This window comes from Pseudomonas sp. NFACC24-1, from assembly GCF_900115235.1.
Lineage (GTDB): Bacteria > Pseudomonadota > Gammaproteobacteria > Pseudomonadales > Pseudomonadaceae > Aquipseudomonas > Aquipseudomonas fluorescens_AA.
Genome location: NZ_FOVS01000020.1, coordinates 19,379 through 39,890, shown reverse-complemented (window position 1 = coordinate 39,890; position 20,512 = coordinate 19,379). Strand labels below are relative to the sequence as shown.

Genomic DNA, 20,512 nt, shown 5'->3' with positions numbered 1-20,512 from the left:
AGTCGCTGAATGCTCTTCGCGGGTTCAGGGCGTATGCACGGCCTTGTTCTGCTGGTCGCGCTGGGCCACCCAGTGTTCGATCAGCTCGCGCAGTTGTGACAGTTCCACCGGCTTGGCCATGTGCCCGTCCATCCCGGCCTGGCGGGCGCGTTCCTTGTGCTCGGCCAGGATGTGCGCGGTGAGCGCCACCACCGGCGTGCGGGTGCGCTGGTTACCCATTTCCCAGGCTCGCAGCTGCTGGGTGGCGGAAAACCCGTCGAGGATCGGCATTTCGCAGTCCATCAGGACCAGGTCGTAGCGTTGCTCCTTCATGGCCTTGAGGGCTTCCTCGCCGTTGCTGGCGGTGTCGGGTTGCAGGTTGAGCTTGCCGAGCATGCCGCGGATGACCTTGGTGGAAATGCTGTTGTCCTCGGCCACCAGGATGCGGAAATCGCTCGGCACCTTCACCGGGGTGGGAGGACCGGCGTTCACCTGCACGTTCGTAGTCTGGCCCCGATTGCGCTGGTTCAGCTCGTCCGCCAGGGTGGTCTTGAGGGTATAGCCGGCCACCGGTTTGGCGAGGATGCGCTTGACCCCGCTGTTGCGCGCCACGATTTTGCTCGGCGCATTGCTGATACCGGTGAGCATGATCAACAGGATGTCGTGGTTCAGGCTCGGGTCTTCCTTGATCTTGGCCGCCAGTTGCATGCCGGTCATGCCCGGCATGTTCTGGTCCAGCAGCACCACGTCGAAGTAATCCCGCAGGTGCGCCTTGGTACGCAGCAGCGCCAGGGCTTCCTTGCCCGAAGGTACCGCACTGACGTTCAGGCCCCAGGCGCTGCACTGCTGCACCAGCACTTTGCGGCAGGTGTCGTTGTCGTCGACGATCAATACCCGTGCCCCTTGCAGTGGGCCATCGAGGTCGGAAGTCGGGTGTTCGAGGCGATCCGGGTCCAGGGGCAAGGTCAGCCACAGGGTACTGCCCTGGTTGCTGCCGCTTTTGATGCCGAATTCCCCGTGCATCAGGATGATCAGCTGGCGAGCGATGACCAGCCCCAGGTTGCCCCCCAGGCGCGTGGCCGAGAGGAAGTTCTTGCTGTGCAGCTCGGCGTGCATCAGCGTGTCGCGCTCTTCAGCGTCCATCGGCGTCCCACTGTCCTGCACGGCGATGCGCAGGCGCGGCTGATGGCTGCGCTCGTCGAGGGCGACGACGATCAGCACTTCGCCCTCGTCGGTCTTCTTCAGGGCGTTTTCCAGCAGGCTCAGCAGCGCCTGGCGCAGCCGCGTCGGGTCGCCGCTGATCACCCGGGGCACCTGGGGCTGGATGAAGCTGATCAACTCGACATTCTGCTGTTCGGCCTTGGCGCGGAAGATGCTCAGGCAATCCTCGATCAGCGCATTGAGGTCGAACTGCACATCGTCCAGTTCGATCTGCCCGGATTCGAGCCGGGAAATGTCGAGGATCTCGTTGATCAGGGTCAGCAGTTCATTGCCGGCGCTGTGGATCGTTTGCACGTAGTCGCGTTGCTTGACCGACAGTGGCGTGCCCAGCAGCAGTTCGGTCATGCCCAGCACGCCGTTCATCGGCGTGCGGATCTCATGGCTGATCTTGGCCAGGAACTCGGCCTTGGCATTGATCTCGGCATTGCTCGCCGCCAGGTCGCGGCTGATGCTGAAGCGGCTTTCGTTGATCGAGCGCTGACGCTCGCCCAGGGCGACACTCATCAACAGGCCGCTGATGCAGATGAAGATCAGCAGGGTGATGATCAAGCCCTGGGGAGGGACTTCCGTGAGCCCTTGCAGGGCCGGAAGAATGATCAGCGTGCCCAGGTTGAAGACCACCATGGCCGCGACGAACAGCCGGGCCGGGCGGTAGCCCTTTTGCCAATGCCAGGCGCTGACGAACAGCATGCTCAGGCCGGCCAGGGCCACCAGGGTGTAGGTCATGATATTGAGTGGCAGCGTGTTGACGAACAACAGCAGCAGGCTGCACAGCATGACGAACACAATGTCCCCCAGCAGCAACCGGTTCAACGGGTGCGGCCCCAGGGGCGCGAAGAAGCGGTAGGCGAACATCAGGCCGCAGGGCGCCGTCAGCAGCAACGCCAGGTAAGCCCCGGGCGTCTGCACCGCCGGCCAGTCGGGCAGCCAGGGGCCGGCCAGGTTCAGCAACAGCACCAGGCTGAGCATCAGCAGCCCTTCACAGGCGGCCAGCCACAGGCAACTGCGGGAACGGGTGTAGGCGTAGCGGGTGAGGTTGTGCAGGATCAGCATGGCGATGCAGCCGAACAGCAGCCCATAGATCAGCGTCTGGTTCTGATCGGCCGCCGCCACGACGGCCGATTGCAACGTGACGTAGGGGCGCAGTTCGTGACGCGAGGCCAGTCGCAGGTAGACGTCCAATGATTTATCGCTGCGCGGCAGCGGCAACATGAAGTCGCTGCTGGGAATCGCCGGTTCCGTATGCGGCGTGGCATTGTCGCTGATTTGTTGCTCGACCAGGGCGTCGCCGTCCAGCACATAGAGGTTCAGGCGTGACAGGTCGGGGGCGAAGATGCGCAGGATCTGTTCGTGCCTGTCCGGGGCCAGGCGGAAGCGCAGCCACAATGCACCGCCGGGCTCGGCGGCCTGGAGGCGGTCCAGGTCGATGGGGCTGAATTGATTGGTGTAGCGAGCGGAGCGGATGTCGCTCAGCGTCAGGTCGCCCTGTTCATCGAGCAATACCGCCCAGCCACTGCCTGGCGCGGCCTGGGCCGGGAGCATGCAGAGCAGCGTCAGCAGGGTGACGGTAAAGCCTATGGCAATCCTGAGCCAGCGCACGGCGAAATCCCTTCGTAGGTTGATGCCAGATTATAACTATGCGCGGCGCCGGAACAGTCAGGCAAGGGCCGCAGACCCTTGCCTGGCTGAATGGCCGGGTTATTCCAGATTTTCGCCACGCTCACGGGCAATGGCACGGTAGCCAATGTCCTTGCGGTAGAAACAACCTTCCCAGTCGATCTCGGCGGCAAGCTTGTAGGCCTGCTGCTGAGCGTCGTCGACACTGGTGCCCAGGGCGGTGGCGCAAAGCACACGACCGCCGGCGGTGACCACTTGCCCATCCTTCAACGCGGTGCCTGCATGGAAGACTTTGCCTTCCAGCCGGGCCGCGGCGTCCAGGCCCTGGATTGCGCTACCTTTGGCGTAGTCGCCCGGGTAACCGCCAGCCGCCAATACGACGCCGACGCTTGGGCGCGGATCCCATTGGGCTTCGACCTTGTCCAGGGCCTGGGCCAGCGCGGCCTCGACCAGCAGGACCAGGCTCGATTGCAGGCGCAGCATCACCGGCTGGGTCTCAGGATCGCCGAAACGGCAGTTGAATTCGATGACTTTTGGGTTACCAGCCTTGTCGATCATCAGGCCCGCGTAGAGGAAGCCGGTGTAGACGTTGCCTTCATCGGCCATGCCGCGCACGGTCGGCCAGATCACCTGGTCCATGACGCGCTGGTGCACCTGGGCGGTCACCACCGGGGCAGGGGAGTAGGCGCCCATGCCGCCGGTGTTCGGGCCGCTGTCGCCATCGCCGACACGCTTGTGGTCCTGGCTGGTGGCCATCGGCAGTACGTTCTTGCCATCGACCATGACGATGAAGCTGGCTTCCTCGCCGTCGAGGAACTCTTCGATCACCACGCGGGAACCGGCGTCACCGAAGGCATTGCCAGCGAGCATGTCGCGCACGGCGTCTTCGGCTTCGGCCAGGGTCATGGCAACGATCACGCCTTTACCGGCGGCCAGGCCGTCGGCCTTGATCACGATCGGTGCGCCTTTCTCGCGCAGGTACGCCAGGGCTGGCTCGATTTCGGTGAAGTTCTGGTAGTCGGCGGTCGGGATCTTGTGGCGCGCCAGGAAATCCTTGGTGAACGCTTTCGAGCCTTCCAGCTGCGCGGCGCCAGCGGTCGGGCCGAAGCAGTCCAGGCCACGGGAGCGGAACAGGTCGACCACGCCGGCGACCAGCGGCACTTCCGGGCCGACGATGGTCAGCGAGACGTTCTTCTCGGCGAAGTCGGCCAGTTGCTTCAGGGCCAGCACGTCGATGGCGACGTTTTCGCATTTGGCTTCGATGGCGGTGCCGGCATTGCCCGGGGCCACGAAAACCTTCTGCACACGGGGATCCTGGGCCACTTTCCAGGCCAGGGCGTGTTCGCGGCCACCGCTGCCAATGATCAAAACATTCATTTCAAAAACCTCGGATGACGCTGATGGGGGCTGATCGTTCCCACGCTCTGCGTGGGAATGCCTCTACGGACGCTCTGCGTCCCGGGCTGCGTGCCCACGCAGAGCGTGGGTACGATCAAGCAAATTTAGTGGCGGAAGTGGCGCATGCCAGTAAATACCATGGCGATGCCGGCTTCGTCGGCAGCGGCGATCACTTCAGCGTCACGCATCGAGCCACCCGGCTGGATCACCGCGGTGATGCCGACCTTGGCCGCGTTGTCGATGCCGTCGCGGAACGGGAAGAACGCGTCGGAGGCCATGACCGCGCCTTGAACTTGCAAACCGGCGTGTTCAGCCTTGATGGCGGCGATGCGGGCCGAGTTCACGCGGCTCATCTGGCCGGCGCCGACACCGATGGTCTGGCGGTTCTTGGCGTAGACGATGGCGTTGGACTTGACGTACTTGGCGACTTTCCAGGCGAAGATCAGGTCGTTGATTTCCTGCTCGCTCGGGGCGCGCCGGGTCACCACTTTCAGGTCTTCGCTGCCGATCATGCCGATGTCACGGCTCTGGACCAGCAGGCCGCCATTGACACGCTTGTAGTCCCAGGCCGGCGCGCGATCGGCCGACCATTGGCCGCAGGCCAGCAGGCGCACGTTGGCCTTGGCGGCAACGATGGCGCGGGCTTCTTCGCTGACGGAAGGGGCGATGATCACTTCGACGAACTGGCGCTCGACGATGGCCTTGGCGGTCTCGGCGTCCAGTTCACGGTTGAAGGCGATGATGCCGCCGAAGGCCGACTCGGTGTCGGTGGCGTAGGCCAGTTCGTAGGCCTGGCGGATACCGCCCTCGGCGTCCGGGCTCACGGCCACGCCGCACGGGTTGGCGTGCTTGACGATCACGCAGGCTGGCTTGACGAAGCTCTTCACGCATTCCAGCGCGGCGTCGGTGTCGGCTACGTTGTTGAACGACAGTTCCTTGCCTTGCAGTTGGGTGGCGGTGGCAATGCCGACTTCGGCCGGCTTGGCTTCCACGTAGAACGCCGCGCTCTGGTGCGGGTTCTCGCCGTAGCGCATTTCCTGGGCCTTGACGAACTGGGTGTTGAAGGTGCGCGGGAATTCGCTGCGGCCTTCGGTCGACAGGGTTTCGGCGGCCTGGTTCACGGTGCCCATGTAGTTGGCGATCATGCCGTCGTAGGCGGCGGTGTGTTCGAAGGCCTTGAGCATCAGGTCGAAACGCTGGGCGTAGGTCAGGCCACCGGCCTTGAGGTTCTCCAGCACGCTGGCGTAGTCGCTGGCGTTGACCACGATGGCCACGTCCTTATGGTTCTTGGCCGCCGAGCGGACCATGGTCGGGCCGCCGATGTCGATGTTCTCGATGGCGGTCGGCAGGTCGCAGCCAGGCTTGTTGATGGTGGCTTCGAACGGGTAGAGGTTGACCGCCACCAGGTCGATCGGCTTGATGCCGTGTTCGTTCATGATGGCGTCGTCGATGCCGCGACGGCCCAGGATGCCGCCGTGGATTTTCGGGTGCAGGGTCTTGACCCGACCGTCCATCATTTCCGCAAAACCGGTGTAGTCCGCGACTTCCACTGCGGCGACACCGTTGTCCTGCAGCAGCTTGAAGGTCCCGCCGGTGGAGAGAATCTCGACGCCCAGCTGTTGCAGCTCGCGGGCGAATTCGAGGATCCCGGTCTTGTCGGAGACGCTGATCAAGGCGCGGCGGATCGGCAGGCGGGTGGTCTGGTCGGTCATTTCAATTTCCATCAAAAGCAAGGGAAGTCAGCAAAAAAGGCGACCGTTTTTTATGCGGGCGCCTTTCTGGTTTGATTGAATGCTTACAGCAGATCGTACTGCTTGAGTTTCTTGCGCAGGGTGCCGCGGTTCAGGCCCAGCAACTCACTGGCCTTGGTCTGGTTGCCCTTGACGTAGTTCATCACGCTTTCGAGCAGCGGTGCCTCGACTTCGGAAAGCACCAGGTTGTACACATCCGTGACGGCAGCGCCCTCAAGGTGGGCGAAATAATTGTGCAGCGCCTTCTCGACACTCCCGCGAAGGGTCTGACCTTCTTCGCTGGGCGTATTGAGGTGCTGTTTCAAATTCACGTTGTCGCTCACGGGTGTTGTTCCACTCACTAAAGTCTCGGTCATCATCGTCATGCGGCCACCCCTTCGTCCCCTGTCAGGCTCTTGTAACGCTCAGCGAAGAACGCCTGAACGTCGGCGCATTGTGCTTGCGTACCATCCAAACGATTGAAACGGGCGCGAAACTCCCTGGCGCCCGGCAGGGTTGCGAGATACCAGCCCACATGCTTGCGAGCGATGCGTACGCCCATGACTTCTCCGTAGAAGGCATGTAGCGCGGCCAGATGCTCTAGCAGAATACGTTCCACCTCGGACAACTGCGGCGCCGCCAGCTTTTCGCCAGTGCGCAGGTAGTGTTCGATCTCACGAAAAATCCATGGCCGCCCTTGGGCTGCCCGGCCGATCAACAGGCCATCGGCACCGGTCGCGTCCAGCACGTACCGGGCCTTCTCGGGCGAATCGATGTCGCCGTTGGCAAAGACCGGAATCGACACCGCCTGCTTGATCGCGGCGATGGTGTCGTACTCGGCTTCGCCGGTGTACAGGTCGGCACGGGTGCGGCCATGGACCGCCAACGCCGTGATGCCCGCCTGTTCGGCGATCTTCGCCACCACCAGGCCATTCTTGTTCTCCCGGTCCCACCCGGTGCGGATCTTCAGGGTCACCGGCACATCGACCGCGGCCACTACGGCCTGCAGGATCTCGGTGACCAGCGCTTCATCTTTCAACAGTGCCGAGCCTGCGGCCTTGTTGCAGACCTTTTTCGCCGGGCAGCCCATGTTGATGTCGATGATCTGCGCCCCCAGCTCGACGTTCGCCCGGGCCGCCTCCGCCAGCATCTGCGCGTCGCCACCGGCGATCTGTACCGAGCGGGGCTCGGGATCACCTTCGTGGATCATGCGCAGACGCGATTTGCGGGTGTTCCACAAACTCATGTCGCTGGTGACCATTTCCGATACCACCAGTCCTGCGCCCAAGCGTTTGCACAACTGACGAAAGGGCTGGTCGGTGACGCCCGCCATAGGGGCGAGAACCAGGCCGTTCTGCAATGTATATGGGCCGATGCGTACCGCCGACATAGGACTTCCCTGAAGTGGGGCCGGATCATGAGACTTCGAAAAAGGGTTGGCATGATACCCGCTCTCGATGACTGGATAAAGATCGAATTGGATAAAATCTGAACAGCTATTTTGTTATCGCCAGCGGTTTGGTCTGGGTGGGGTCAGTCAGAAAGCTGCCGTCAATTGGCCGACCCTGGCCGGTTTCATTCGGGAGAATGAAAGCTCAAGCTGTAGTTCACCGCCTTGGGGCCAGGATCCAGGATATCCAGCGCGATGTGGATGGGCGTTTGCGGCGGCATTTCGCCGCGGCCCTCGAGATCGCCACCCAGGTACTCCCCGGGCTTGAAGCGACGACTGGCGATCAGGTGCCCGTTGAGGTCGGCAAAGCGCAGCTCCAGCAACGGAAAAGGTTGGGAGAAGGGCGCACGGTTGTAGATGATCGCGTCCACCACCAGGGCGCCGCTGAACTCCGGATGGCTGCGCACCACCAGGTTGCTGCTTTTGATCTTGGCGATGTCGACCTTGGACGGTACGTCGCAACCGATGGTCGGACAGATTTGCAGGAACCACGGCCGGTACTGGTCCTGGCGGGCCAGTTCTTCGAAATGGTAGGCGATGTATTGGCCACCCAGGGCCGCGGCGGCGAGCAGGATCAGCAGGGCCCACAACAGGCGTCGGCCCCAGGGCGAGCGGCGTTTGCGCCAGTCCAGTTGCAGCGGGTCGTCGTCGAGGTCGTGGAGGGCCTCGGCGCGTATCCCCGGCTCCTGGCGTTCCCGTGACTTGCGCAGTGGCAGCGGTCGCTCGGGCTCATCGTCGTGGTCGTGGTCATCGGTGGCGGACAGGCGCTCGAGGTGTTCGTCGGGCTCGTCGTCCGGCGCGAGGTGGAGCGGGGCGACCGGCTCGTCGTCCGGTTCCAGCGGTTCGAGGGCCAGGGACAGGGACGGCTCGGTACGCGGCGGTCGCGCCGGTTCGTGGGGTTCGAACGGTTCGAAGGGGGTATCGAGGACGGTTTCGACGCGCTCGTTCGAGGTTTCGCTGTACAGGCTGTCGGGCCAGGTTTGCTGCTCGCTGGAGAGCGAATCGCGTTGCGCGCTCAGGTTGTCTTCCCGGCGCCGGCCGGCATTGCCCGGGGCGCGATTGTCGCGGCGCTCCAGGCGCGCCAGTTCCTTGTCCAGGTCATCCAGATCCAGCTCGGCGGCGCTCCACTGTTTCTGGCTGATCGCCCGGGGCGGAGCTTCGGCGGTCGGCTTGGCGGGTGGCGCTACGGCAGGCGCCGCTTGCCTGGCTGTGCGTTGTTCCAGCAACTGCTGTGCGGCATTGAACACCTGCAGGCACGAGCCGCAACGAACCACCCCGCGGGCCACGCTCAATTGAGCATGGCTGACGCGAAAACGGGTGTGGCAATGCGGGCACTGGGTGACGAAGCTGTCAGTCATGCGGCAATCCGGTGGATACAGGCGCTCATTCTAGCGCCGACGTCCGGTGATGCGCACCCAGCCATCGCGATTGGCGATCGGGTCCAGGTCAAAGTCCGCGGCATAAGCGGCGGCGACTTCTTCACCTTGTTCGGCAAGGATGCCCGACAGCGCCAGGCGTCCGCCCGGCTTGACCAGGCTCGACAGTTGCGGCGCCAGGGATACCAGCGGGCCGGCCAGGATGTTGGCCACCAGCACGTCGGCCTGGACTTGTGGCAAGTCCTGGGGCAAATACAGCGGGAACAGGGCTTCGGCGATGTTGTTGCGCCCGGCATTGTCGCGGGAGGCTTCCAGGGCCTGGACGTCGATGTCGGTGCCGACCGCTTCCCGGGCGCCCAGCAGGAGCGCGGCAATCGCCAGGATCCCCGAGCCGCAGCCAAAGTCGAGTACGTTGCAGCCCTTCAGGTCCTGGCCGTCGAGCCATTCCAGGCACAGCGCGGTGGTCGGGTGGGTGCCGGTGCCGAACGCCAGGCCCGGGTCCAGCAGCAGGTTGACCGCGTCCGGCTCTGGCGCGGCATGCCAGCTCGGGACGATCCACAGGCGCTGGCCGAAACGCATCGGCTGGAAGTTGTCCATCCAGCTGCGTTCCCAGTCCTGGTCCTCGATCACTTCACTGTGATGCTCGGGCAGCGGGCTGCCGGTCAACAGCTCAAGATGGGCCAGCACGCTGGCTGCCTCGGTGCCGCCTTCGAACAGGGCCAGCAGGTGGGTGTGGGACCACAGCGGGGTGGTATTGAGCTCCGGCTCGAAGATCGGCTGGTCTTCGGCGTCCATGAAGGTTACCGATACAGCGCCTACTTCAAGAAACGCGTCTTCGTAGGTTTCGGCTTGTTCCGGGCTGATGGCCAGGCGTACTTGCAGCCAAGGCATGGCGGGCACCTTTGAAAAAATCCACAGGGGGCAGCGCAGGGCTGCAAAGGCGCGCAGTGTACGCCAGGTCGCGGCCAAAGTGGATAAGCGAGTCTCGCGTCGTCGGGGCGGTGTTTCGATATATATATGTATGCCATGGGCATGTCGCAGGGCGGATAAGGTGCCGGTCCACACAACAGGGAGGATTGTGCATGGACATCATTGCCGAACGGCAAGGCAACATGGAACGCACGGGGTCGGTCGATTCCCCGCCGGTGGCGACCGCACGGGCGATCCTGGAGAAACTGATACGTTGGCAGGCGGCGATCGATGCGCGACTGCACACCCAGATGAGCCTGCTGGAGGTGCTGGAAGAGTTCTTGCTGGTCGAGCTGCGCACCTACCACTACCAAGGCAATATCGATCCACACTTCCTGGGTACCCTGCTCGATACCGTGCTGCAGCGCATGATCGACCAGGCGCCTGTGGTGTATGACGAGGAGCAAGACGCGCCCTACCGTTGGCCCGACGGGCCAGACTTGGGTTTTGCGGCCGAGCGCCGGGCGTTCGTTGTCCAGGTGGTGGAGGGCGTGGCCTCAAGGTTTGTCGATCACTACAAGGACTATCTGCGGCGGCATTGGCGAATGACTGCGTACGATGCCTCCCTCGAAGACGTGGTCAGGCAAAAACTGGACGAGCACAGGGGAGCGGTCGACGAGCTGTTTCGGCCTGACCGTCTGGTTGGCCTGGGTGTCGACGAGTTGCGAGAACAGATCGAAGCGCTCCAGGACGGCTGGCGCCGGACGAGTCGCTTGACCGTGTTGGCAACCACGGCCGAGCGCCGGGACCTTGGTGCGCTGGCGCGATTGCAGTTGCCGCATTGGCTGCGGGGGCTGAGCCCTCCAGATCGTGAATTGTTGCGGGCTTTCGAGAGTCAGGCCGCGCTGGCGCAGGCGCTGGTGGATGAGCGGGTCGATGGCCTGGGCTCGCTGCGGGCCTTCGCTCGGCAATTGGCCAGGGACTATGTCAGGCATGAGTTGGACATGGAGGTCGAGCCGGACAGCATTCGTGTGCAGCTGCAGTGGCGAACGGTCATTGGTCAGCCCGTACGCACCTACAGCCTGAGTGAGCTGGTGGCGGCAGGCCCGGTCCGGCCGGACGCGGTGTCGGTGTTCCTGGTCGAGAACGGCGGCATGCTCCGTAACCAGCCTCTTTCACCGGCCTTCATTGCGCAGTTGTTGGCCAGCGTCGACGCGCCTGCCGGGTACTTGCCAGCTTTGGCCGAACGCTACGAGGGTGGGGATCTGAAGGACGCCATGCTCGATTGGTTTGTGGCGCGGTTGCAGCACAGTGCGTTTGTCGCCCGTTGTGCCGGCCAGTTGTCGGTGACCAGTCATGATCACCTCGCTGCCCTCTGGGAAAGCGACGGCGCAACGCCAATCGCCGGCGGGTTGCGTGTCGCCAGCCTGGTGCTTCCCCATGGCCTGAAGTGTGCCGATCTCCTGGTGTTTTATCGTGAAGACGTGGGCGGTGCTGTCAGTGGCCTGCTGCTGTTCGCCCCCGGCAAACCCGATGGCCAGGAATGGATCGAGTTGCCTTCGCTGCGGGCCCTGAGCGGCGAAGTCGGAGCCTGGACCCAACACCAGGCCGGTCGCGAGTATCTGTTGCAGCAACTCTCGCCGACTGATCGTGGACAGGCCCGAGCGTACTTTGCCCGTGTGATGGAAAAGCCGGTTTCCTGGGATCTGGAACAAGACCTCAGGGGCACGCAGGCAAGTTTCAAGACCTGTCTGCAGAACGCTGTCTCGACCGGCCTGGCCAATAACCTGGCACACGTGGAGCTGAGCGAGTCGCCTCGTTGGTACTCGGCGTTGCCGCTTGAGTCCCGGCGCAATATCAGCGGCCTGAGCCAGGAATTCTTGGTTCAGCGGCAAGTATTCGATGAGCAGTTCGTGGGCTATGAAGTGTTCATGGACTTCGCCAAGCGTACCTTCGCCGACATGATCGGGCCCTACATGCGCAGCAAGGGTGTGCTTGAGGCGGTCGATCCTGCCACGGTCTTCATCGACTACAGTCCGGGGCTGGCCGCCGAGAAAAAAACCGCCAGCCTGCTGCACTTGGCCATCTACGGATACGAGCGCAACGCGGACATCGACGACCCCGCCAAGGGCGTGCGTTCTTCTGTCGGGCAGGATTTGACGCAGGTTCGCAGTGCCGATCTGGCGTCCTATATTCGCGTGGCCTACTTGGGTGAGCGATATGCCAGGCACATCCGTGCTGGCTTCCTCGACGCCACGGCGCCCGAGTATGCCAAGCGCCGCGAGGCATACTGCTACATGCTGTTGGCCAGGATGGACCGCGACCTGCGTGTGGCTTACGGCAAGTCGCTGTTGAGCGCCGAAGCGTTCCAGTGGCTCACCCGGCAAGTCACGCTATTGAGTGATGGGCGACCTGCAAGCAGCGCCACGTACCCCGGTGTCGCCGTGACGCGTGAAGGCGTGATCAAGCTGACCGTCGCCGGCCATGTGGTGTTGGGCGTCTATGTGTTCACCTACTTCGATCCGAAGGCTTCTTACTGGTTGTACACACCCGATGCGCCGGACGGCATCCTGTTTCGCCCGTACCTGGCGTTTTCCGGGAGCATCGCCGCGCAATTGCACGATTACGTACTGGAGCGGGTCGCACTCGTCGCCCGTGCCGCCGTGGAGCGGACACTGTTGGCGCTGGCCGCCGGGACCACTCGTGTCGACACATTGCGTGAACTCAATCGGCTGATTGATACCCGTGCCGAGTTCGATGCCGGCGTCGAGCGCGCTGTCACCGATGTGGAGGACATCACCACCAGTCGTGCCGAAATGATCCGCAACCAAGTATTCCAAGGCCTGATCTTCGCGGTTGTTCCGGTGTGCATGGTTTATCCGCCCTTTGCCTTGTTGCTGGATATTGGCTTGATTGCCGTCAGCGCCAGGCAGGCCATCCAGGGGCACGTGGGAGGTGACACGGAAGAAGCGCTCGGTCACTGGTTGATCGCGACCTGGGGAACGCTGTTCGCCACGCTCGGCGCCGCCAGCATGGCCACGGCACTGGGGCACGCGGCCAGGCACTTGCAGCGCGCCGTGAAGCCCTTGTCATTGTCTGCGCAACGCTTGAGAAGCGCCTCACCGGTGGTCGCCAAAGAGTCCGGGCCGCTGGTTCCGGCCATACGCCTCAAGCCGCAGCAGGCGGTCGGCAGAACACCAGAGAATCTGCAGTTGGTGACGGATGAGGGGATTTTTTTCGGCACCTATCGCAGCCCGCCCAGCGCTTCGCAACCGCGGAGCACTTACTACATCGCGAGCGGGGGCAGGTACTACCAGGTGAAGAGGGACCCATACTTTGGCGGCCTGTGCCTGGTGGATGCCCGGCGTCCCGGCGCTATTTACAAATTGCCCATCCGCAGGATGGCGAATGGCAAGTGGACTCATAACAAAGTCGGTTTGCGCGGCGGCAATGATGAGGTGCGCAACCTGGGGCGAATAGGCGATTTGCGCGAGGCGTTCCCCGGACATGTCTTCCCGGACGTGACCAGGGGCGCGTTGCAGGGCGAGGCCGTGGTGGCGAGGTTCAGCGAGGCGGCGGACAACTACCTGTTCTCGCTCAATGCACAGACGTGCGTGATCGCTTCGTTGTACAACCCGACCACCCGGGTCGGAGCAGTCATCCATTTCGATCACAACATCCGCGCGCTGATCGAGCGAAGTGTCCGGGATGTGATGCGGCGCCTGGGGGGGGCGGCCAAGGATGTTCGTGCCACCTTGGTCGGCGGGGACTGGTTGACGGGGGCTGACATCGGCGAGCCGGTCAGGCAGGTGATGAGGAAGCACGGGCTGCGACCGACCTGGGATCACTGGTCGTATTCTTCCTGCCTGGGTAATAACTATGGCGTGTCACTGGATCTGCGCACGGGTGTCACGTCGGTATTCAAGACGTCCGGCAGCCAGGTCGAACGCTTTTACATACCCGTCCTGGCGCGAGCGAAGAACAACACTGACCCGGTGTCCATGCGAGCTCGCGGATTCATGGCGCGCATGCGCAGCGACATTCTGGTCGAAAATGCCAACGGCGTCGTGCTCACCCAGCAGGGGAGGCGGGCGAATGCTGCGAAGGTCGAATCACACGCGTACTCCATGGTGGAGTTGAAGTGATCCATCACTTGCTCTTTTGAGGCGCGCACAAAAAAAGACCCCGGCCAATGGACCGGGGTCTTTTTACATCACGTGAAGTATCAGTGCTGGTTGCCCAGCTTGTGCTCCAGGTAATGGATGTTGACGCCGCCTTTGCAGAAGCCTTCGTCACGTACGAGATCGCGGTGCAGCGGGATGTTGGTCTTGATCCCGTCTACCACGATTTCGTCCAGGGCATTGCGCATGCGCGCCATGGCTTCTTCACGGGTCGCCCCGTAGGTGATCAGCTTGCCGATCAGCGAATCGTAGTTCGGCGGAACGGCATAACCGCTGTACAGGTGCGAATCGACGCGAACGCCATTGCCGCCCGGGGCATGGAAATGCTTGACCGTGCCTGGGCTTGGCATGAAGGTTTTCGGGTCTTCGGCGTTGATCCGGCATTCCAGCGCGTGACCGCGGATGACCACGTCATCCTGGGTGAACGACAGCTTGTTGCCGGCGGCGATGCTGAGCATCTCCTTGACGATGTCGATGCCGGTGACCATTTCCGAAACCGGGTGCTCCACCTGAACACGGGTGTTCATTTCGATGAAGTAGAAACGACCGTTCTCGTACAGGAACTCGAAGGTGCCGGCGCCGCGATAGCCGATGTCGATACACGCCTTGACGCAACGTGCCAGGACTTCCTGGCGAGCCTGCTCGTCGATGCCCGGTGCCGGCGCTTCTTCGAGGACCTTCTGGTGACGACGTTGCAGCGAGCAGTCGCGGTCGCCCAGGTGGATGGCCTGGCCCTGGCCGTCGGACAGCACCTGGACCTCAACGTGACGCGGGTTGGTCAGGAATTTTTCCAGGTAGACCATCGGGTTGCCGAACGCCGCGCCAGCTTCGGAGCGGGTCAGCTTCGCCGAGGAAATCAGGTCTTCTTCCTTGTGTACCACGCGCATGCCGCGACCACCGCCGCCGCCAGCGGCCTTGATGATCACCGGATAACCGACTTCGCGACCAATGCGCAAAGCGGTTTCTTCGTCTTCAGGCAGCGGGCCGTCGGAACCCGGAACGGTCGGTACACCAGCCGCGATCATGGCGTGCTTGGCCGAAACCTTGTCGCCCATCAGGCGGATGGTGTCGGCTTTCGGACCAATGAAGGCAAAACCGGAGTTTTCCACCTGTTCGGCGAAGTCGGCGTTTTCCGCCAGGAAACCGTAGCCCGGGTGAATGGCGGTGGCGCCGGTCACTTCGGCAGCGGCGATGATCGCCGGGATGTGCAGGTAGGAGTGCGCAGCCGACGCCGGACCGATGCAGACGGATTCGTCCGCCAGGCCCAGGTGCATCAGTTCTTTGTCGGCCTTGGAGTAAACGGCGACGGTCTTGATGCCCATCTCTTTGCAGGCACGCAGAATCCGCAGGGCGATCTCACCGCGGTTAGCGATCAGAACTTTTTCCAACTTCGCAGTCATCAAAGGCTCTCCGCGGTTCAAACGATGGTGAACAGCGGTTGGTCGTACTCAACCGGCTGGCCGTCTTCGACGAGGATGGATTCGATCACACCGCTGGTTTCAGCTTCGATGTGGTTCATCATCTTCATGGCTTCGACGATGCACAGGGTGTCGCCTTTCTTCACGGTCTGGCCGACTTCAACGAAGGACGGCGAGGATGGCGAAGACTTGCGATAGAACGTGCCCACCATTGGCGAACGAGCGACAGTGCCGTTCAGCGTCGGTGCCGCCGGTGCGGCTGGCGCTGCGGCGGCAACCGGGGCTGCTGCCGGAGCAGGCGCGGCGGCCGGAGCCTGCATCGGGGCCGGTGCATAGAACTGCTGGGCCGGGGTCTTGCTGTGGCGGCTGATGCGTACGGACTCTTCGCCTTCCTTGATCTCAAGCTCGTCGATGCCGGACTCTTCCAGCAATTCGATCAATTTCTTAACTTTACGGATATCCATGAATCATCAACTCCCAAGGGTCGGTCAGGGGCGTATAGCTTGTTGTTCAAGCTGCTCTAGGGCGGCCTCCAGGGCCAGTCGGTAACCGCTGGCGCCAAGGCCGCAGATCACTCCCACTGCTACATCGGAGAAGTAGGAGTGATGGCGGAAAGGTTCGCGTTTGTGCACGTTGGACAAGTGCACTTCGATGAATGGGATGCTCACCGCCAGCAGCGCGTCACGTAATGCGACACTTGTATGTGTAAAAGCTGCTGGATTGATCAAAATGAAATCCACGCCTTCGCCACGGGCGGCATGGATGCGGTCGATCAGTTCATATTCGGCGTTGCTTTGCAGATAGAGCAAATGATGGCCGGCGTTGCGGGCCCGCTGTTCCAGGTCCTGGTTGATCTGGGCCAGTGTCACGGCGCCGTAGACGCCCGGTTCACGGGTGCCCAGCAGGTTCAGGTTGGGTCCGTGCAGGACCAATAGGGTCGCCATCCGCTGTTCCTTGTTATCTGTGAGCAGTTATCAGAACCCGGCGACTATGCCGCAAAGCCTTAATGACTGTCCAGTTCTCGGCAATAGCCAGCACGATGAGCGATGTTTGCGCGAAATTTGTGACCCAGGTCTCTGATCCGGTCATGCGGTTGGAAACCGCACGGCTGTGGGAGGGGCCCTCCGAATCAATGTGGGAGCGAGCTTGCTCGCGATGACGGCGGCACATCCAGCATCGATGCAAGCTGACCCGCCGCTATCGCGAGCAAGCTCGCTCCCACTGGGGATCGGCGGTGAGCATCAATTCCCGGGCCTCCCACAGTGATTCATGCAGTCTGTGGCGCTAAACCCGAAATGCCTGCACGGCGGTGTGCAAACGTCCGCCCAGCACCAGCAGATTGTCACCCTGTTCCCGGCCCTGGCCGATGCGCAGCAGGTTGTCTGCGCCCAGTTGATGAATCCGCTCGCTGTGATCGCGGATTTCGCTGACAGCGCCGCTTTGCTGGGCGGTGACGTCGGCGATGCGTACCGCCGTGTCGGAGATGGTCTGGATGGCGCCGACGATCTCATCCAGCGCACCGTCGGCCGCTTGCGCCTGGTTGGCGGTGGCTTCGGCGTGTTCGACCTGGGCGCGCATGCCATCCACCGATTGGCGCGCGGCCAGTTGCAGGCGGGCGATCAGTGTCTGGATTTCGGCAGTGGCGCCGGCCGTGCGCTGGGCCAGGGAACGGACTTCCTCGGCCACCACGGCAAAACCCCGGCCCATTTCCCCGGCGCGAGCCGCTTCGATGGCCGCGTTGAGCGCCAGCAGGTTGGTCTGGTCGGCAATCGAGCGAATCACCGTCAGCACGCCGCCGATGGTGGCCGATTCCTCGGCCAGTTGTTCGATCATCTGCGCGTTGCCTTGCACTTCCCCCACCAACGCATGCAGGCCCGTGAGGCTCAGGCCGATGACTTTCTGCCCTTGCTCCACCGCTTGCCCGGCGCTGCGGCTGGCGTCTGCGGCTTGGCTGGCATCGCCGGCCACTTGCTGGATGGTCGCTTCCAGCTCGCTGAGGGAATCACGGATCAGCGCCGTATCGTCGGCCTGATCCTCCGCACCACTGTGCAGTTCGCCGCTCAGCTCGGCCAGGGTCCGGCTGCTGCCGGCGACCTGTTCGGCGTTCACCCGAATGGTGCCCACCAGGTCCACCAGGTAAGCGCGCAGCCGATTGAGCGAAGCCTCGATGTCCTGCATTTCGCGGTTGCTGGCGCCCACGTGGATGTCTCGGCTGAAGTCTCCCTCGGCCCAGGTCGACAGGGCTGGAGCCAGGTGCGTCAAGGTACGGGCCAGGCGCCGCTGCAAGGTGTCGATGAGCAGCGCGATCAGCAGGATCAGGCCGATCATCACCCCCTGGATCATGCGAACCTCTCCCTGGATCTGCCCATGCTGGGCCCGTACCGCCGGTTCCAGGGTATCGATCGCCGTTTGCACGTCGGCGATTTTCAGGTGCGTGGCATTGCTCAGCTCGGTGCGTTTCTGGATCAGTTCGCGGGTGCGGGTCAATTCCGCCGGGTAACGGCCGAGCAGGCTGTTGAGTTCGCGCTTGAGGGCGATGCCAGCATCTTCGGCGGCGGTTTTTTCCTGGGTTTCCAGGCCCATCAGCGCGGCGAAATCATCGCTGCCCGATTCGCTGCTGGCGGTGACGCCCAGCAGGGGCAGGCCGTCGAGGCGTTCGGCTTCGACACGGATGCTCGCCAGTTCCCGTTCGACATCGGCGGCCAATTCGCTGTGGCCGCTGCTGACCAGTTTGTCCCGCGTGAGGGACAACCGACCCAGGTGCTGCGAAGCGGCAAACAGCGGGGGCAGGTAGGCCGGGGCGCCATTGGCGTATTGGGCCAGTTGATCGAGACTGGCGCTCAGCTCACGCTCGGCCTGCAGCAACAAGGCCTGTGGATCGCCAGCCAGTTTGCCGGCGGCCAGCAGATCGGTCCTGCTGAAGCCGTCGAGGTTCGACAGGCTCGGACGCAGGGTCTTGGCCAGCTCCGGGGGAAACTGGTCGAGGTCTTTCTGCAGCGTCTCCAAGGCCTGGGTGGCCGCGCTCAGGCGCAAGGCGTCGCCGCTGGCCAGGTAGTCCTCGATGTTGCGCGCCACTTCGCCCTGGAATTGCCGCGACAGGCCCAGGTAGCGCTCCATCAGAAAGTAGGGCCGTTCCAGGGCGATTTGCGACCACCACAAAGTGGCTCCGAGGCCCAGGCAGACGGCAACTAAAAGAACGGTGTTGAGATTGGTCAGCAGCTTCAGGCGCATCAAGGGTCTACCGAGGGCAGAATCGTAAGTGCCTGAAGTTATTGCGTTTGCGTTACAGGTTTATGACCGAATCAGTCGATTCCGATGAAAAGGTGGCACTTTGCTTTGATTGTCGGGCGCTTTGTACCCGGTTGCGTCCGGCGTGCTTGGCTCGGTACAGCGCTTCGTCCGCCTGACTGGCCATCATCAGGCTGTCGGAGTCATCGCTCATCTCCACTACGCCAGCGCTGAAGGTGCACCACAGATCATGGGGTTGGGCCGGGTAGTGGATTTCGGCAAAGCGCTGGCGAATTTCATCCAGTACTTTGCAGGCGGCGTCGATGTCGGTGTCGGGCATGACGATGGCGAACTCTTCGCCGCCGTAACGGCCGATGAAGTCGGTCTTGCGCAGGCGCTGCTTGAGAAACAGCGCCAGGCTCTTGATCACCCGGTCGCCCATGGGGTGGCCGTGGCTGTCATTGACCCGTTTGAAGTGATCGATGTCGAGCATGGCGAAGCTCAGGGGTTTGCCTTCGCGACGGGCGCGGAAGCTGCAATCCTCGAGCAGTTGCAGGATATGGGTGTGGTTGTACAGGCCGGTGAGGCTGTCGCGCACCATCCGCGCCTTGAGATTGCGCGCCCGGGCGGCGCGGTTGCGCACGGTGGTGATCAAGTGCCGGGGTTTGATCGGTTTGGTCAGGAAGTCGTCGCCACCTTCGCTCATGGCGTCGAGTTGCTTGTCCAGGTCGTCTTCGGCGGACAGGTAGATGATCGGCACGCTGACATAGCGGTCATTGTGACGGATGACCTTGGCCAGTTCCGTGCCGGTGCAGGCTGGCATGTACATGTCGAGGATGATCAGGTCGGGCTGGAAATCCGCCAGTTCGGCCATGGCCTGGATCGGCTCGATCAGTGTGCGGGTGATGATGCCGGCGCTGTTGAGCAGGCGCTCGGTGTGCAACGCCTGGGCGCGGGAGTCATCGATGATCAGCACTTTGTAGGGGTCGTACTGGGCGACGCAGGTCAGCACTTCGATCTTTTCCAGCAGGCTCGAGGCTTCGAGGGTGCCGGTGAGGAATTCCTGCCCGCCGGCGCGTACCGCGGCCAGGCGTGTCGGGGTGTCGGTTTCCAGCAAGCTGAAGAACAGCAGCGGCAATGGTTGTTCCAGGCCTTCCTGGGCTTCGGCGGCCAGTTTCAGGCCGGTGCCCGGGCCGCTGAAGTCTACGTCCATGACAATCGCCGCCGGCAGGCGCTCGATCATCGAGGCCCGGAACGCCGCGACACTGTCCAGTGCCTGGGCGCTGAGGCCGAAGAACTCCAATTGCTTGGCCAGGCGTTCGGCGCGGTCATGGTCCTGCAGCATCACGTAGATGGGTTTGCGCAGCGGCGGCAGGAAGGTTTGTTCGAGCTGGTCGCCGTGGCGCAGGCCGGTGCGAGACAAGCGCTGCATCAAGCGGTTGATTTCGGTGATCAGGTGGCTGCTCAGGCGCCCGCGATTGGCGTCCACCGCTTGCAGCGACTGGCTGATGCTTTGGGCCAGCAGGGAATGCTCGGGCTGTTCGAAGCGCTCGGCAAAGCGCAGCAGGCGCAGATTGGCTTCGCTGAGCTCCGCCAGGTCGGTGCTTGACCACTCGCTGCGTTGCAGGCGCTGCCAAATCTCCAGGATCTGGCGAGCCTGATGAATTACCCGCTGGGCAAAGTGGTGCTTGAGGCGCTCACGGCTGGGGTCTTCTGGCTCGGTCATATCCTGACTACTAGTGAGGGTGCATGCTGAGGTCGACTGGTGGCTCTATGCTAGCACCTCTTTTCCTCCGCATGAGTGTCATACGTCAATATTCTGTCCAGTCGGCCCATTCAGTTTGTGACTGGACAGTCTCGTAGGCCGATGGCAACGCTTCCTTTATAGTGCTGTTCGATTGCCCTGTCGCGCCCGGCATGATTGGCGCCGCATTATCGCGTTTCAAATCAGGCACGATGGCGTAGGGTTGTGGTCGAACCGAGAACTCAAGTGATTGAAGGAACA

General features: G+C 62.8%; 13 protein-coding genes. 1 reads left to right on the top strand and 12 read right to left on the bottom strand.

Features of this window, described 5'->3' with window-relative positions; all coding sequences use genetic code 11:
- Window positions 1-24: 24 nt before the first annotated feature.
- The 7 genes from BM317_RS18770 to prmA all read right to left on the bottom strand — a co-directional run bounded on the left by BM317_RS18770 (window position 25) and on the right by prmA (window position 9,662).
- The gene (locus BM317_RS18770) at window positions 25-2,799 is read right to left on the bottom strand and encodes a hybrid sensor histidine kinase/response regulator (RefSeq protein WP_092171327.1); all 2,775 of its coding nucleotides are present in this window, start codon (window positions 2,797-2,799) and stop codon (window positions 25-27) included.
- A 99-nt stretch (window positions 2,800-2,898) separates the two neighbouring features.
- Window positions 2,899-4,194, bottom strand: coding sequence for a phosphoribosylamine--glycine ligase (purD, locus tag BM317_RS18765; RefSeq protein WP_092475620.1), 1,296 nt, complete (start codon window positions 4,192-4,194; stop codon window positions 2,899-2,901).
- A 125-nt stretch (window positions 4,195-4,319) separates the two neighbouring features.
- Window positions 4,320-5,927, bottom strand: a complete 1,608-nt coding sequence (gene purH / locus BM317_RS18760) for a bifunctional phosphoribosylaminoimidazolecarboxamide formyltransferase/IMP cyclohydrolase (RefSeq protein ID WP_060739352.1) — start codon at window positions 5,925-5,927, stop codon at window positions 4,320-4,322.
- A gap of 83 nt (window positions 5,928-6,010) precedes the next feature.
- A complete protein-coding gene (fis, locus tag BM317_RS18755) occupies window positions 6,011-6,331 on the bottom strand; it encodes a DNA-binding transcriptional regulator Fis (RefSeq protein WP_003186237.1) in 321 nt (106 codons plus the stop codon).
- Window positions 6,328-7,335 carry a tRNA dihydrouridine synthase DusB gene (gene dusB, locus BM317_RS18750; protein WP_053181619.1) on the bottom strand — a complete coding sequence of 336 codons (1,008 nt, stop codon included), beginning with the start codon at window positions 7,333-7,335 and terminating at the stop codon, window positions 6,328-6,330. Before dusB ends, fis begins: the two co-directional genes overlap by 4 nt.
- Before the next feature lie 185 nt (window positions 7,336-7,520).
- Window positions 7,521-8,753 (bottom strand): DUF3426 domain-containing protein, encoded by a 1,233-nt coding sequence (locus BM317_RS18745; protein ID WP_092475616.1) that lies wholly within the window; start codon window positions 8,751-8,753, stop codon window positions 7,521-7,523.
- A gap of 30 nt (window positions 8,754-8,783) precedes the next feature.
- The gene (gene prmA, locus BM317_RS18740; protein WP_013692161.1) at window positions 8,784-9,662 is read right to left on the bottom strand and encodes a 50S ribosomal protein L11 methyltransferase; all 879 of its coding nucleotides are present in this window, start codon (window positions 9,660-9,662) and stop codon (window positions 8,784-8,786) included.
- Window positions 9,663-9,853: 191 nt separating this feature from the next.
- Here prmA and BM317_RS18735 point away from each other — a divergent pair, with 191 nt between their 5' ends.
- Entirely contained in the window at window positions 9,854-13,825 is a 3,972-nt protein-coding gene (locus BM317_RS18735) for a dermonecrotic toxin domain-containing protein (RefSeq protein WP_092475613.1), read from the top strand.
- Window positions 13,826-13,905: 80 nt separating this feature from the next.
- Here the strand turns inward: BM317_RS18735 and accC are convergent, their stop codons facing one another.
- From accC to BM317_RS18710, 5 genes are all read right to left on the bottom strand, one after another.
- Window positions 13,906-15,261: an acetyl-CoA carboxylase biotin carboxylase subunit gene (gene accC, locus BM317_RS18730; protein ID WP_060739349.1), complete on the bottom strand. Its 1,356-nt coding sequence runs from the start codon at window positions 15,259-15,261 to the stop codon at window positions 13,906-13,908.
- A 17-nt stretch (window positions 15,262-15,278) separates the two neighbouring features.
- Window positions 15,279-15,743 carry an acetyl-CoA carboxylase biotin carboxyl carrier protein gene (accB, locus tag BM317_RS18725; protein ID WP_053118072.1) on the bottom strand — a complete coding sequence of 155 codons (465 nt, stop codon included), beginning with the start codon at window positions 15,741-15,743 and terminating at the stop codon, window positions 15,279-15,281.
- Between the two features lie 24 nt (window positions 15,744-15,767).
- On the bottom strand, window positions 15,768-16,223 hold the full coding sequence (aroQ, locus tag BM317_RS18720) for a type II 3-dehydroquinate dehydratase (protein ID WP_072410269.1): 456 nt from the start codon (window positions 16,221-16,223) through the stop codon (window positions 15,768-15,770).
- A gap of 340 nt (window positions 16,224-16,563) precedes the next feature.
- Window positions 16,564-18,510: a methyl-accepting chemotaxis protein gene (locus BM317_RS18715; RefSeq protein WP_092171310.1), complete on the bottom strand. Its 1,947-nt coding sequence runs from the start codon at window positions 18,508-18,510 to the stop codon at window positions 16,564-16,566.
- A gap of 52 nt (window positions 18,511-18,562) precedes the next feature.
- Window positions 18,563-20,233 (bottom strand): GGDEF domain-containing response regulator, encoded by a 1,671-nt coding sequence (locus tag BM317_RS18710; protein ID WP_092475610.1) that lies wholly within the window; start codon window positions 20,231-20,233, stop codon window positions 18,563-18,565.
- Between the last annotated feature and the right edge of the window lie 279 nt (window positions 20,234-20,512).

Coding starts and splice junctions, on each gene's coding strand:
- purD (WP_092475620.1), bottom strand. CDS start 4,194: ATGAATGTTTTGATCATTGGCAGCGGTGGCCGCGAACACGCCCTGGCC.
- purH (WP_060739352.1), bottom strand. CDS start 5,927: ATGACCGACCAGACCACCCGCCTGCCGATCCGCCGCGCCTTGATCAGC.
- fis (WP_003186237.1), bottom strand. CDS start 6,331: ATGACGATGATGACCGAGACTTTAGTGAGTGGAACAACACCCGTGAGC.
- dusB (WP_053181619.1), bottom strand. CDS start 7,335: ATGTCGGCGGTACGCATCGGCCCATATACATTGCAGAACGGCCTGGTT.
- BM317_RS18745 (WP_092475616.1), bottom strand. CDS start 8,753: ATGACTGACAGCTTCGTCACCCAGTGCCCGCATTGCCACACCCGTTTT.
- prmA (WP_013692161.1), bottom strand. CDS start 9,662: ATGCCTTGGCTGCAAGTACGCCTGGCCATCAGCCCGGAACAAGCCGAA.
- BM317_RS18735 (WP_092475613.1), top strand. CDS start 9,854: ATGGACATCATTGCCGAACGGCAAGGCAACATGGAACGCACGGGGTCG.
- accC (WP_060739349.1), bottom strand. CDS start 15,261: ATGACTGCGAAGTTGGAAAAAGTTCTGATCGCTAACCGCGGTGAGATC.
- accB (WP_053118072.1), bottom strand. CDS start 15,743: ATGGATATCCGTAAAGTTAAGAAATTGATCGAATTGCTGGAAGAGTCC.
- aroQ (WP_072410269.1), bottom strand. CDS start 16,223: ATGGCGACCCTATTGGTCCTGCACGGACCCAACCTGAACCTGCTGGGC.
- BM317_RS18715 (WP_092171310.1), bottom strand. CDS start 18,510: ATGCGCCTGAAGCTGCTGACCAATCTCAACACCGTTCTTTTAGTTGCC.
- BM317_RS18710 (WP_092475610.1), bottom strand. CDS start 20,233: ATGACCGAGCCAGAAGACCCCAGCCGTGAGCGCCTCAAGCACCACTTT.